Source organism: Staphylococcus sp. HMSC055A09, assembly GCF_001809655.1.
Taxonomy (GTDB): Bacteria; Bacillota; Bacilli; order Staphylococcales; family Staphylococcaceae; genus Staphylococcus; species Staphylococcus capitis.
This window is the reverse complement of the sequence record NZ_KV798367.1, coordinates 317-15,077: the sequence shown is the minus strand read 5'-3', so window position 1 is coordinate 15,077 and position 14,761 is coordinate 317. Positions and strand designations below refer to the sequence as shown.

At 32.8% G+C, this 14,761-nt stretch carries 11 protein-coding genes and 2 tRNA genes; 5 read left to right on the top strand and 8 right to left on the bottom strand.

Features of this window, described 5'->3' with window-relative positions:
- Positions 1–95 precede the first annotated feature (95 nt).
- On the top strand, positions 96–1,295 hold the full coding sequence (locus HMPREF2642_RS05155) for a hypothetical protein (protein ID WP_064212370.1): 1,200 nt from the start codon (positions 96–98) through the stop codon (positions 1,293–1,295).
- A gap of 65 nt (positions 1,296–1,360) precedes the next feature.
- Here HMPREF2642_RS05155 and HMPREF2642_RS05150 read toward each other — a convergent pair whose 3' ends face one another.
- Entirely contained in the window at positions 1,361–2,218 is an 858-nt protein-coding gene (locus HMPREF2642_RS05150) for a Cof-type HAD-IIB family hydrolase (RefSeq protein WP_002453745.1), read from the bottom strand.
- A 271-nt stretch (positions 2,219–2,489) separates the two neighbouring features.
- A complete protein-coding gene (glmS, locus tag HMPREF2642_RS05145) occupies positions 2,490–4,295 on the bottom strand; it encodes a glutamine--fructose-6-phosphate transaminase (isomerizing) (RefSeq protein WP_037551327.1) in 1,806 nt (601 codons plus the stop codon).
- A 669-nt stretch (positions 4,296–4,964) separates the two neighbouring features.
- On the opposite strand from glmS, the gene HMPREF2642_RS05140 reads away from it, so the two are divergent.
- From HMPREF2642_RS05140 to HMPREF2642_RS05125, 4 genes are read left to right on the top strand one after another with little or no spacing between them, the layout of a single operon-like run.
- Complete coding sequence (locus HMPREF2642_RS05140) at positions 4,965–6,533, top strand: PTS mannitol transporter subunit IIBC (RefSeq protein ID WP_070597711.1); 1,569 nt, start codon at positions 4,965–4,967, stop codon at positions 6,531–6,533.
- Positions 6,534–6,565: 32 nt separating this feature from the next.
- Positions 6,566–8,593 (top strand): BglG family transcription antiterminator, encoded by a 2,028-nt coding sequence (locus HMPREF2642_RS05135; RefSeq protein ID WP_070597710.1) that lies wholly within the window; start codon positions 6,566–6,568, stop codon positions 8,591–8,593.
- Between the two features lie 11 nt (positions 8,594–8,604).
- Entirely contained in the window at positions 8,605–9,039 is a 435-nt protein-coding gene (locus HMPREF2642_RS05130; protein WP_002435784.1) for a PTS mannitol transporter subunit IIA, read from the top strand.
- Complete coding sequence (locus tag HMPREF2642_RS05125; RefSeq protein ID WP_002453750.1) at positions 9,039–10,151, top strand: mannitol-1-phosphate 5-dehydrogenase; 1,113 nt, start codon at positions 9,039–9,041, stop codon at positions 10,149–10,151. Before HMPREF2642_RS05130 ends, HMPREF2642_RS05125 begins: the two co-directional genes overlap by 1 nt.
- A gap of 87 nt (positions 10,152–10,238) precedes the next feature.
- Here the strand turns inward: HMPREF2642_RS05125 and glmM are convergent, their stop codons facing one another.
- The 6 genes from glmM to HMPREF2642_RS05095 all read right to left on the bottom strand — a co-directional run bounded on the left by glmM (position 10,239) and on the right by HMPREF2642_RS05095 (position 14,690).
- Positions 10,239–11,597: a phosphoglucosamine mutase gene (glmM, locus tag HMPREF2642_RS05120; RefSeq protein WP_049427228.1), complete on the bottom strand. Its 1,359-nt coding sequence runs from the start codon at positions 11,595–11,597 to the stop codon at positions 10,239–10,241.
- 27 nt (positions 11,598–11,624) lie between these two features.
- Positions 11,625–12,557 carry a CdaR family protein gene (locus HMPREF2642_RS05115; protein WP_023351328.1) on the bottom strand — a complete coding sequence of 311 codons (933 nt, stop codon included), beginning with the start codon at positions 12,555–12,557 and terminating at the stop codon, positions 11,625–11,627.
- Between the two features lies 1 nt (position 12,558).
- Positions 12,559–13,365, bottom strand: coding sequence for a diadenylate cyclase CdaA (gene cdaA / locus HMPREF2642_RS05110; protein ID WP_002435856.1), 807 nt, complete (start codon positions 13,363–13,365; stop codon positions 12,559–12,561).
- A 136-nt stretch (positions 13,366–13,501) separates the two neighbouring features.
- Positions 13,502–14,410 (bottom strand): arginase, encoded by a 909-nt coding sequence (gene rocF, locus HMPREF2642_RS05105; protein ID WP_023351327.1) that lies wholly within the window; start codon positions 14,408–14,410, stop codon positions 13,502–13,504.
- Positions 14,411–14,539: 129 nt separating this feature from the next.
- Positions 14,540–14,612 (bottom strand) — tRNA-Lys (locus HMPREF2642_RS05100).
- Positions 14,613–14,615: 3 nt separating this feature from the next.
- Positions 14,616–14,690 (bottom strand) — tRNA-Gln (locus HMPREF2642_RS05095).
- Positions 14,691–14,761 lie beyond the last annotated feature (71 nt).

Sequence of the window (14,761 nt, the reverse complement as noted above, 5' to 3'; positions counted from 1 at the left end):
TTAACACTTCAATACCCTTTTATGTTAGATATTAATTTAAAAAAAATAAGATTTTTGATATTGTATTTATATTACGTTAAAGGAGTGCTTAAAATTTGTTTAGATATTATAAATCGGCATTTAAAAATGCTAAACCGCAACTACTCAAAGCTTTATTATTCGCTTTAATTAGTTTTGCAGTTTGTTTTATTGTTTATCGATTTGCATCAGCATTTATAGCTCAATTTTCTACTCAGATGCAAATGTTACAACAATTCGGACAATCCGTTTCATTAACAATGTACATCCCTATTATTATTATTTATCTTATTTTAGCTTTACTATTTATTTTCCTTGGATATCAACTATTAGCAGGTGCTATTAATGTTATCCAAAAGGCTATGAAGCACGAAAAAATTAAATTTAGTGATTTATTTTTTGCCTTTAAAAAAGGCCGTTATGCAACATCTTTATTATTAGCATTGATCTCAGTTGTTGCTATTATGATTATGTTTATCATTGCATACTTACTAAAATTATTGTACAACGTCACTTTTATTCAATTGTATGCGTGGATACAACAATCAGTAAGTAATGTGGATAATTCAATTGCTATTTTAATTATTTCTCAAATTGTAATTATTTTACTAATGGGATTCATTACTTCAATCGTTTATTGGTTCTTCTTAATCTTCATGATTAATTACACAGTTGCATTTGCAGAAAATCCACATCGAAAAGCAATGAGTAATGTTAAAGAAGGATTTAATGGAATTAAGAATGGTAAGAAAACTTGGTTAAAATTCTTTATTGGTATTTTATTACTTAACCTAGTTGTTCTTATTACAGGTCAACCATTAATTACCCTATTTAGTTATTTAACTAGTCATATGTCACAATCAGTTGCTCAAATTCTTGCATACGTTGTGCTTATTTTAATCATTCTAATTAGAATTGTTATTTACTTTATCATTCTTATGGGTATCATTTATTACTTCATCACACGTGGTGATAAAATTGATAAACCTGGTAAGAAAGCTCGCAAAGGTAAGAAGAATGACAAAGATTCATTAGCTACATCTAAAGACGATAACAAAGGTAAAACATCTAACGTAAAAGAAAAAGTTCAAGATAAAGTGAACGACAATGACTCTAAAGGTGATAATCTTAAAGATAAAGCTGAAAATCAATTTAGCAATCAAAAAGATAACGCTTCTAGTAAGGGTCAAGATTTAAAAGACAAAGCTTCTGAAAAGGTGTCTGACAATAAAGACGACATTACAGATAGAGCTAAAGACACTTTTGACAAGAAATAATAGTTATTAAATAAACTCGCAAGTAACCTATTATCGTTACTTGCGAGTTTTTAATGTTTATATATTTATTTGTCTAATAATCGTGATTTTAAGTATTTAGCTGCCCCATCTTCTTCATTTGTTTCCTCAGTCACTTCATCTGTGATATCTTTAATTTCTTGTCGTGCATTTTTCATTGCAACTGTATATTGCCCAAAGTCGAACATCGCACGATCATTATCACTATCTCCAATGACTAATGTTTCCTCTTGCTGAATACCAAAGTGTTCAATCATTTCTTTAATCCCCGTACCCTTATCGGTATTATACGCCATTGTTTCTGCATTATAACGAGACGAGTTAGAAACACTGATACTTAGCAAAACTTTATTCTGAATAAGTTCATCTCTGAATGTGGTAATTTTATCAAGATTTGGATTAAACAAATAGATTTTAGAATAATCTAAGTCCGGCAACTCGTCACGCCAATCAATTTTATCTTTCATAGCGTCTAGTCTTGAAGTCCATTCACTATGACTTACATTATTGGGTGGCGTTTCACCAGTAATCATGTCACGCATCCATTGATAATCTTCTTTTAAAACGATACGTTGTGCTCCAAAAGGAAATACTTCATAGTAGATATGTTGTTGTTGAGCTAATTTAACAATTTTTTTAACTTGTTCTAAAGATAAGCTGTGTTTAAACAAATTTTGATCCTCGATTTCACCAGTAGTACCATTAGAACTAATAATTCCATCAACTTTAAAACCTTCAGGTACGAGTTGATGTATCTCAGAATATGAACGACCTGTGGCTAGAAATACCTTAAAACCCTTTTCACGTAATTCATCTACCACATCCTTGGTATAGTTAGATGCTTTATTATTTTCATGTAAAATTGTTCCATCCATATCTAGGAATATTGCTTTAACGTTATTCATATTATCCTCCACTCGTTACTTTAATTACTTAAATAAATTGTGTCACTGTTTGATATAAAGTGCAACGACTTTAACTTTAATAAAGCGTTGATATCATATATATAGCTTAGAAACCTTTACCTTTTGTAGAATTAACGAAGATGCATTTCAATTTAAAATACAACATTGATATTGTGAGCTACCGCGACGATATTTTTCGGAATATTCTGTTAAAAATGTTTTTTAAAAAACCAGCAAGGTTTCCCTTAACTGGTTTTAAAAACTAGTTCAATTATTCAACTGTAACTGATTTAGCTAAGTTACGTGGTTTATCAACGTCTAAATCTCTGTGCAATGCAGCATAATATGAAATTAATTGCATAGTAACAACAGAAACTAATGGTGTTAATAACTCATGTACATGAGGGATAACATACGTATCACCATCTTTGTCTAAGCCTTCCATTGAAATGATACAAGGATTAGCACCACGAGCTACAACTTCTTTAATATTACCACGGATAGATAAGTTAACATTCTCTTGAGTTGCTAAACCGATAACTGGCGTACCCTCTTCGATAAGTGCAATTGTACCGTGCTTCAATTCACCACCAGCAAATCCTTCAGCCTGAATATAAGAGATTTCTTTAAGTTTTAATGCACCTTCTAAACTTACATTATAATCAATTGTACGTCCTATAAAGAATGCATTACGAGTTGTTTCTAAGAAATTAGTAGCAATTTCTTCCATTACTGGTGCATCATCAACGATAGTTTCAATAGCAGTTGTTACTTTAGCTAATTCTCTTAATAAGTCGATATCAGCTTCACGACCGTGATTTTTAGCTACGATTTGTGAAAGTATTGATAATACTGCAATTTGAGCTGTATATGCTTTTGTAGATGCTACAGCAATCTCAGGACCTGCATGTAAGAGTAATGTATGATCCGCTTCACGAGATAACGTTGAACCAGCAACATTAGTAATAGTTAATGATTTATGACCTAATTTTTTCGTTTCAACTAGTACGGCACGACTGTCTGCTGTTTCACCTGATTGTGAAATATAGATGAATAATGGTTTTTCAGATAATAAAGGCATATTGTAAACAAATTCTGAAGCAACATGTACTTCTGTTGGTACTCCTGCCCATTTTTCGATGAACTCTTTCCCTACTAAACCGGCATGATAACTTGTACCTGCTGCAATGATGTAAATACGATCTGCATCTGCGACATCTTTGATAATGTCTTTATCAATTTTCAAGTTACCCTCTTCATCTTGATATTCTTGGATAATGCGACGCATAACTGCTGGTTGTTCATGAATTTCTTTCAACATATAGTGATCATAAACACCTTTTTCAGCATCTGAAGCATCGATTTCAGCAGTATAAGATTCACGCTCTTGAACATTACCTTCAGTGTCTTTGATTACCACATCATCGCGTTTAACAATTACGATTTCATGGTCATGAATCTCCTTATATTGGTTAGTAGCTTGTAACATTGCTAATGCATCTGAAGCGATAACATTGAAACCTTCACCCACGCCAACAAGCAATGGAGATTTGTTTTTAGCTACATAAATCGTATCTTTATCTTGCTCATCCAATAAACCTAAAGCATATGAACCATGTAATAAAGTCACAACTTTAGTAAAGGCCTCTTCTGTTGAAAGTCCTTCATTTGAAAAGTGTTCAATTAACTGAACAATCACTTCTGTATCAGTTTCAGAAAGGAATTTAATATCTGATAGGTACTCAGCTTTCAACTCCTCATAGTTTTCAATCACACCATTATGTACTAATGTGAAACGACCTGTTGCTGATTGATGAGGATGAGAGTTTTCATAGTTTGGTACACCATGAGTTGCCCAACGTGTATGACCAATACCTACTGTTCCATCTTGATCACTGTTATCTGCGACTTTACGTAGTTCAGCAATTCTACCTTTTTCTTTAAATACTTTAGTCCCTTGATCATTAACTACAGCAACACCTGCTGAATCATAACCACGATATTCTAATTTTTCTAAACCTTTTAAAAGTAATTCCTTAGCATTGTCGTATCCAATATAACCAACAATTCCACACATAATCTATTTCCTCCAAAATGAGGGATAGCAAGAGCAATATGATTTGTTATTTTAATTTATATTAATAACCTTCTACCATATCAATGATGTCATACGAGGACATCAAGAAATAAGCGTGTGTAATTGATCATTTTAACACGCTACTCTACGCTTCCCTTAGTAGTATTTTATTTCGGCGATCTTATTAACTTTGTCCACTAAGTTGCCCTAGTGTTTTACTTAATAAGCTAACGAATGAGCCACATCCGGGATAGCATCCGCCGATCTATTCGATCACTATCCTCCTCGTCTACAAAAGCTATATTATTCTCTATAAAAGTTCTCATAATTAACTTTTAATTTTCAACAATAATATAGTCATTTGCACAGGCGCTATAACTATTTATTTACTTTCTTTCCTCCTTTCCATTAATCATTATTGTACACTGACGATGATTTATTTTGCAAATGATTTAACAATACTTCCTAAAATAAGTTAAAAAACTTATTTTTTTAACCTTTGAAAAAACTTATTAATATAAACTAATTCAAAGTTCTACTATATAATAGTTAGACTTAATCTTGTCACAAATATCATGACAAACTCAATTTTTGTTTATATTGAGAGAAACTAACTACAAGATTTAAACTAAATATAGTCACATACTAATTAAAAAAAGAGGTGTAGAGATGTCACAAACTCAAGAGAAAAAAGAAGTCGGTCGTAAAGTCCAAGCGTTTGGATCATTCTTAAGCAGTATGATTATGCCTAACATTGGTGCATTTATCGCATGGGGTTTTATTGCCGCAATCTTCATTGATAATGGTTGGTTCCCTAACAAAGATTTATCTCAATTAGCTGGACCGATGATTACGTACTTAATTCCATTACTCATCGCATTTAGCGGTGGGCGTTTAATTCATGGTTTACGTGGTGGTATTATTGCAGCTACAGCAACTATGGGGGTTATTGTAGCTTTACCTGAAACACCAATGTTACTTGGTGCCATGATTATGGGGCCACTTGTTGGTTGGTTAATGAAAAAAGTAGACCAATTCGTGCAACCTAGAACACCACAAGGTTTTGAAATGTTATTCAATAACTTTTCTGCAGGTATCTTAGGTTTTATTATGACAATTATTGGTTTTGAAATTTTAGCTCCAATCATGAAATTCATCATGCACATCTTGTCTGTAGCTGTTGAATTCTTAGTTCACCTTCATTTACTACCTATAGTAAGTATTATTGTTGAACCAGCTAAAATTTTATTCTTAAATAACGCGATTAACCATGGTGTATTTACACCACTTGGTACCGACCAAGCAGCACATGCTGGTCAATCTATCTTATTTACTATTGAATCTAACCCTGGACCTGGTCTAGGTATTTTATTGGCCTATATGATTTTCGGAAAAGGAACTGCTAAAGCAACTTCATATGGTGCAGGTATTATCCACTTCCTAGGTGGTATTCATGAAATTTACTTCCCATATGTTTTAATGCGTCCATTACTATTTATTGCAGTTATTTTAGGTGGTATGACGGGCGTTGCAACTTATCAAGCTACTGGCTTCGGTTTCAAAAGTCCAGCGTCCCCAGGTTCATTTATCGTTTACTGCTTAAACGCACCTAGAGGCGAATTCTTACACATGTTACTTGGTGTAGTACTTGCTACATTAGTATCATTTGTCATCGCAGCACTTATTATGAAATTCACTAAAGAACCTAAACAAGATTTAGAATCTGCTACAGCTCAAATGGAAGCGACGAAAGGTAAAAAATCTAACGTTTCATCTAAACTAACGCATTCTGATAAAGAAGCAACTCGTTCAAATGCACAGAATGCGAGCACAGCTGGAACAACAGGTGTTACTACGTCTTCTACAGAAAATGAGAAAGAAAATGATGAAGATAATACTGAACAACTTTTAGATAACTACAATACTGAGAATGTTGATGCACACGATTATAGCGGTGTAAATCATGTTATATTCGCATGTGATGCGGGTATGGGTTCAAGTGCTATGGGTGCAAGTATGCTACGTAATAAATTTAAGAAAGCTGGTATTACTGACGTCAATGTGACTAATACAGCTATTAATCAATTACCTCATGATGCACAACTTGTAATCACGCAAAAAACGCTAACAGATCGTGCCATTAAACAAGTTCCAAATGCTATTCATATTTCAGTGGATAACTTCTTAAATTCACCAAGATATGAAGAGTTATTAAATAATTTAAAGCACGAAGATTAACTTAATTATTTTCAAAAATGGAGGATACCGCCATGTTACTGAGTACACGTGCAAAAGAGATTATTGAAATATTAATCAAGTATCACGGCCAATATGTCACTATATACGACATCGCTCAACAACTAGCGGTGTCCTCTCGTACTATTCATAGAGAGTTAAAACAAATTGAATCGTACTTAAGTACATTTTCAATACAATTAGAGCGAGCCAATAAAAAGGGTATACGATTGTCTGGAGAAGCTAACAATATTAGACGATTGAAGGAAGCAGTTACAACTCAACAAACATTAGATTTATCAATTGAAGAACAAAAAGTAATCATTCTTTATGCTCTTATACAAACTAAACACGCAATAAAACAATTTAGTTTAGCACACGAAATTGGTGTTTCAATTCAAGCTCTAGCTAAACTTTTAGATGATTTAGAAGAAGAATTATTATCTTATCAACTGTCACTTTCAAGAAAACGTGGCGAAGGTGTCTACTTAAAGGGTCCTGAGTCTAAAAAAAGAGAATTTCTTAGTCAACTTATGGTAAATAACTTAAATAGTACAAGCGTTTATTCTGTAATTGAAAATCACTTTGTTTACCAATCTTTGAATCATTCTCAACAATCTCTCGTAGATTTAGATAGAATATTTAAAATTGAACGTATATTGATGGACTATTTAGGTCAACTGCCCTATACCCTAACAGAATCTAGTTATTTAACTTTGACGATTCACATTGTGTTAAGTATTACACGTATGCAAAATGGTGAATACGTCTCACTAAATAAAGATATATATGAAACAGTTAAAGATACCTTCGAGCATGAAGTTGCAACAGAAATTGCTAAACGTCTTGAAGAAATATATAACGTTGAGTTTAACCAAGCTGAAATCACTTTTATAACAATTCATTTGCGTGGTGCTAAACGTAAAGGTACAAAGGATTCTAATTCTGAGGAAGATAATAGTAGTAAAAAGATTCGTCAATTTGTTAATACAGTTACACGAATATCAGGACAACATTTTAAAGATAAGGAAAACTTAATCGAGGGGTTAACATTGCATATTAATCCTGCAATTAATCGTTTGAAATCTAACATTGAAACCTACAATCCTTTAACTGAAATGATTAAATTTAAATATCCACGTCTTTTTGAAACGATTCATAAAGCATTGCATATGGTGTGGTCTGATTTAATTTTTCCTGAAAGTGAGATTGCTTTTATAGTGCTTCACTTTGGTGGATCCATTAAAAATCAGGGAAATCGCTTTTTAAATATCCTAGTCGTATGTAGCAGTGGCATTGGAACAAGTCGTTTATTAGCCAATCGTCTTGAGCAAGTCTTTAGTGAAATTGAAAGAATTACTCAAGCTTCTGTAAGCGACTTGAATGTATTAGATTTAAATAACTACGACGGAATTATTTCGACTGTAAATTTAGATATCGAAGCCCCATTTCTAATTGTTAATCCATTATTACCAGAACATGAAGTGTCTTATGTAGCTTCTTTTCTAAGTACGAATTCAAATCAAACTCTTCTAGCTGAAAATGATAACTCAAATACCTTTACAAATCCTGAAGAAACAATTCAAGATATGCGCATAGGTTTAGAGGTATTAGATTCAGTGAAAATAGAATATAAATTAGTAGATAATTGGAAGCAATATTTAGAAACTTACTTATTAAATGAAAATATAATTGAGGACAGGCAATCATTCGCTGATTTACTGCAATCAAAGTTTGAACAAAATCCTAATTGGGTGTTACATCCTTATCCGGTAGCAATCCCACATTTAAAAGATAACATGTTCAAAAAACCTTCCATACTTATTACTATTTTGGAAGAACCGATACAATTGCAACGTAATCAAAATGATTTAAATTCAGTTCATTATTTGATAAGTATGTTTATTCCAGATAATCAAAAAATGGCTCAATTCGTAAGTGCCCTCTCAGAGGCGGTAAGCGAGCATTTGAATGACATCGAAGAATTTATGCAAAATCCATATGAATTTAAAACTATTTTAAGAAACACATTATTAAATCAAATGAAAAATCAATTACAATAGGAGTGTTTTAAATGAGTGAATTATTTAGTAATGACAATATCTTTTTAAATGTATCAGCATCTGATCAAAATGATGCAATCGAAAAAGCAGGACAAGTTTTAGTTGATAGTGGTGCTGTAACACCAAACTATATCGAAGCTATGAAAGACCGTGAAAACGTAGTATCAACTTTCATGGGTAATGCATTAGCAATTCCTCACGGCACTGAAGAAGCTAAAGGTAATGTGATTCGTTCAGGTTTAAGCTTATTACAAATTCCTGAAGGTGTTGACTGGAATGGCGAAGAAGTAAAAGTCGTAGTTGGCATTGCAGGTAAAGATGGCGATCATTTAGATTTACTCTCTAAAATTGCAATTACTTTTAGTGAAGAAGAAAATGTTGATCGCATCGTAAATGCTACATCTGCAGATGAAATTAAACAAGTATTCGAGGAGGCTGACGCATAATGAAAGCAGTTCATTTTGGTGCCGGCAATATCGGCAGAGGTTTTATTGGATATATATTAGCTGACAATAACATTAAAGTTACCTTTGCAGATGTAAATGAAGATATAATTAATGCACTGGATAGTGAACATCAATACGATGTTATTTTAGCTGATGAAGCTAAAACAACAACTCGAGTGAATAATGTAGATGCTATTAATTCAGCTAAACCCTCAGATCAACTTAAAGAAGCAATACTTGAAGCAGATTTAATCACAACGGCTGTTGGAGTAAATATTTTACCAATTATTGCTAAATCATTTGCTCCATATTTAAAAGAAAAGAAAAATCATGTAAATATTGTTGCTTGTGAAAATGCTATTATGGCCACAGATACTTTGAAAAAAGCCATTCTGGATATTACTGGGCCATTAGCTGACAATATCCATTTTGCAAATTCAGCAGTGGATAGAATTGTGCCATTACAAAAAAATGAAAATATATTAGACGTCATGGTAGAACCTTTCTTTGAATGGGTTATCGAAAAAGATGCTTGGTACGGTAAAGAATTAGAACATATTAAATATGTAGATGACTTAACACCATATATAGAAAGAAAATTGTTAACAGTTAATACAGGACATGCATTTTTAGCTTACGCTGGTCATTTTGAAAATAAAGCTACTATTTTAGATTCTATCGAAGATAAACAAATAGAAGCAGGCCTTCGCCAAGCTCTTAGTGAAACGAGTCAATATATCACAGATCAATTTGATTTCTCTAAAAATGAACAAAAGCAATACGTTGAGAAAATTATTGATCGTTTCAATAATCCTAATCTATCTGATGAAGTTACACGTGTTGGTCGAGGAACAATACGTAAAATAGGTCCTAAAGATCGTATTATCAAACCATTAACTTATTTATATAATAAAGGTTTAGAACGTGAAGGTTTAGTTAAAGCAGCTGCTCTTCTTCTTGCATACGATGACAATGCTGATCAAGAAACAGTAGAAAAAAATAACTATATTAAAGAACATGGTGCTAAGGCCTTCTTAAAAACATATGCCAAAGTTGACGATCAATTAGCTGATGAAATTGTTAAAGAATTAGAATTATTACAGAAAAAGTAAATGATATAAAAAACACCTTCGAAAGAAGAAAGATTCTTTCGAAGGTGTTTTAATTTATTAATAAGGAATATAAGAATAACTTATTCGTTACGCATTATCTAATCCCATTTTATCTTGAACAACATCTGCAATCTCTTGAGCAAAACGTTGAGCGTCTTCATTAGTGGTTGCTTCCACCATAACTCTTACTAAAGGTTCTGTACCTGAAGGGCGAACTAAAATTCTACCTTCCCCATTCATTTCAGTTTCAACTTTAGTCATCACTTCTTGTACATGAATATTCTCTTCTACTCGATATTTATCAGTTACTTTAACATTGATAAGAGATTGAGGATATTTTTTCATTTGTGATGCTAATTCACTTAGTGATTTACCGCTCATTTTAATTACAGAAGCAAGCTGAACACCTGTAAGTAATCCATCACCCGTTGTATTATAATCCATCATCACAATATGACCAGATTGCTCGCCACCAAGATTATAGTTACCTCTTCTCATTTCTTCGACAACGTAACGATCTCCTACTTTTGTTTTGTTAGATTGAATACCTTCATTTTCTAATGCTTTATAAAAACCGAGATTACTCATAACTGTTGAGACAATCATATCATTGTTTAATTCATGGTTTTTATGCATTTCTTGACCAATTATAAACATGATTTGGTCTCCATCAACAATTTGACCATTTTCATCTACAGCAATAATTCTATCTCCATCGCCATCAAAGGCTAAACCAAAATCACTTTCAGTCTCTAAGACAGTTTCCGCTAATTTCTCAGGATGTGTAGAACCACATTGTTCATTAATATTATATCCATCCGGATTACATCCAATTGTTTCAGTATCAGCTTCTAAATCACCAAATAAGAACGGTGCTAGTGATGATGTAGAACCATTAGCTCCATCTAAAGCAATTTTAAGTCCTTCAAAATTAACATCTACAGTTGATTTTAAATAGCTTAGATATTTTTGAGCACCTTCAAAATAATCTGAATAATGTACAATGTCTTCACCGATAGGACGAGGTAATTCAGGATTATCTTGATCTAACAATTCTTCGATTTCATTTTCTTGATCATCAGATAATTTAAAACCATCTGAACCAAAGAATTTTATGCCGTTATCTGCAACTGGGTTGTGAGAAGCTGAAATCATAACACCTAAAGCAGCTTCCATTTCTTTAGTTAAATAAGCTACACCTGGTGTTGAAATAATACCTAAACGCATGACTTCAGCGCCAATAGAGATAAGACCTGCGATTAAGGCTGATTCAAGCATTTCACCTGAAACACGCGTATCTCTACCCACTAGTACTTTTGGATGCTTCTCCCCTTTATTATGTGCTAAAACATATCCACCATATCTACCCAATTTAAAAGCTAATTCAGGTGTAAGCTCTTGGTTGGCAATGCCTCGAACACCATCAGTACCAAAATATTTTCCCATTTTTAAACTCTCCTTTATATCTAACAATTATTTAACGTTTATATATGCTTTCGTTTCCTTAGGACTTACTTTTGTAACATTGTCTGGCAAGTCAAATTTTACTGTTTTCTCAGTTGATTCTGATACGCCATCTAAATCAACTTCAGCTGTTACTTCATTGATGCTTTGTAAATCGTCTCTACTACCGTAAATCTCAACTTCTTTATCGTTTAATTTGATATTATCTAATTCTCTATCATTATCTAGTTTACCCGTTGATTTAGTACGAACTTTTACTTTTTTACTATAAGGTTCAACTGCAACTTTTAAATCTACTTCACTAGGATTAATTGAGACATTTAATTTATTTAATTCTTTATCAAATGCATTGACTTCAGCTACATCATTTGTATCTTTTGAAATTTTACTAGCCTTTTTAAATGTAGCTTTTAAATAAGCAATTTTTTTAAGCTGTTGCTCCCCACCTGTCACTTTAACAGTTTCAGGAGAAATGCTTTGTTTACTTACTTTATACTTTGCATCAATATCACTTTGACTTACATCAGGTTGAACATGCATTTTTTTAGTAATCTTTTTCTCTAGATGAACATCTGCGCTTTTAGGTTTTACACTGTAGCTTACATCGTCATCTATACCTTTAACCTGAAATTTCTTGTGATACTCTCCAGCTTTTTTATCGGATAAATCAATTGTTACTTTAAGGTCTTCTGGATTTTCAATTTTAATTAACTTTGATTGGGGGCCTGATAAATTAACATCGACATTATCAGGCGCTTTCGTAACATGTAAATCTTTATTATTGTAAATTACATCTACAGGTACATCCTGAATTGTTTTAGTGGATTTCTGTGATATATCGTCTGTATTAAACACATTTCCAAATACATTATTAACTGATAAAAAGAAAAATATAGCTAGGATTAACGCTACAAATCTTAATCCCCACTTACTTTCTAACATTTTAATTCACACCTTTCTTTTGAAAGTGTGCGCCAAACCAATGTTCAGCAAGTAATTCTTCGAAAACTTCATTAGATATATCTCTTCTAAGTTTACCATCAAAAGTTACAGATATATCTCCAGTTTCTTCTGAAACTACAACTGTAAAAGCATCAGATACCTCTGAAATCCCAACTGCTGCTCTATGTCTTGTTCCTAAACTTTTAGATATTTTAACACTGTCTGATAAAGGTAAATAACTCGCTGCTACAGCTATTTTACTACCTTGAATAATCATCGCACCATCATGTAATGGTGTGTTTGGAATAAAGACGTTTGTCAATAACTCTTGAGAAATATCTGAGTTCATTGGAATACCAGTTTCTATGTAGTCTTGTAATCCTGTTTCTTTTTCAAAAACAATAAGTGCACCTATTCGTCTTTTAGCCATATACTGAACAGCTTTAGAAACAGATTGTATTAATTTCTCTTCATCACGACTATAAGTGTTGGTATAACGTTTTAAAAAGCTACCTCTACCTAATTGTTCTAATGCTCTTCGTATTTCAGGTTGGAAAATAACAATTAGTGCAAGTACTCCCCACTGAATAACGATATCAAATAATTTAGAGGTTGCTGTTAAATTAAGCATCTTACTGACTTGTTGGCCGATAACAATTACGACAATCCCTTTTAGTAATTGAATCGCTTTAGTGCCTTTAAAAACTGTTATGAGAAGATAAAGTACATACCAAACAATCAGTAAATCAAGTACACTAGTAATAATTTTTAATGTACTAAGATTTTGAAAAAAGTTGGAAAAATCCATAACATCTCCTCCGGGTAATATTTTTCCATATTAATTATTATACCAATCATTGTTAATAGTGTCATATGAACAAAGACTAAAAAATAAAAAAACTTACACAGTATATACCATGTAAGTCGTGCTTTCACAATTTTATTTATAGAAGTGTTTCACCAAAGAAAGTACCTAATAGCGCAACAGCTTGTTCAGCAGTATGATTCGAATTGTCAATAAGAGGATTAACCTCAACTATATCCATTGAAGTAACTAATTTTGATTCATTTAACAATTCGAGTGCAAAGTGACTTTCCCTATAGCTCAAACCACCCATTACTCTTGTACCCGTTCCAGGAGTTTCAGCGGGATCTAAAGCATCAACGTCTAGTGAGAAATGAAGGCCATCTATATTTCTAGATTTTAGATACTCAAGAGATCTTTCAATCACCTCTTGTATTCCGAACCGGTCGATATCCGCCATAGTAAAAGTTTTAATATTCTTATCCTTTATGTATTTCCTTTCACCTTCATCTAAATCCCTCATACCAATTAATACGATATTTTCAGGTTTAACTTTAGGCGTAAAATCATTTATATTGACAAGTTCATCTGGTCCATCACCTGCTAATATTCTTAAAGGCATACCGTGAACATTACCAGAAGGAGATTCTTCAGGTACATTTAAGTCACCATGAGCATCGTACCAAATGACACCTAGATTTTCGTAATGTTGACTAATACCTGAAATCGAACCAACAGCTATTGAATGATCGCCACCAAGTGTAAGTGGAAAGTTTCCTTTCTCTACTATTTCTGATGTAGCTTTGCTAAGATTTTCAGAAACAGTTACTATTTCATCATAGTTCCTTAACCCTTCTTGATCAGAGTTAAATTTCTCTACATCTAATGTTGGTACTTCTATATTACCTTTATCTATAACATCAAGTCCCATTTTTTTAAGACGTGACAATAATCCTGCATAACGAATTGCATCTGGTCCTAAGTTTACACCAAGTTTCTTTTGACCGAATGTGGAAGGTGCACCAATAATTTCAATACGTTGATTCATGACAATACCCCTTTCATTTACATAGATTCAGAATAATGTATACGCTTGCATTTTTCAAGAAGTATTGTAGTTATATTTATTTAAATCAAATAATAAAAAAACACCTTCAATAATGAAGGTGTTTAAAAGTGAGCCATAGAGGATTCGAACCTCTGACCCTCTGATTAAAAGTCAGATGCTCTACCAACTGAGCTAATGGCTCTAATGGCTGGGCTAGCTGGATTCGAACCAGCGCGTGACGGAGTCAAAGTCCGTTGCCTTACCGCTTGGCTATAGCCCATTAATAATAAGGGCGGTTGAAGGGAATCGAACCCTCGAATGTCGGAACCACAATCCGATGCGTTAACCACT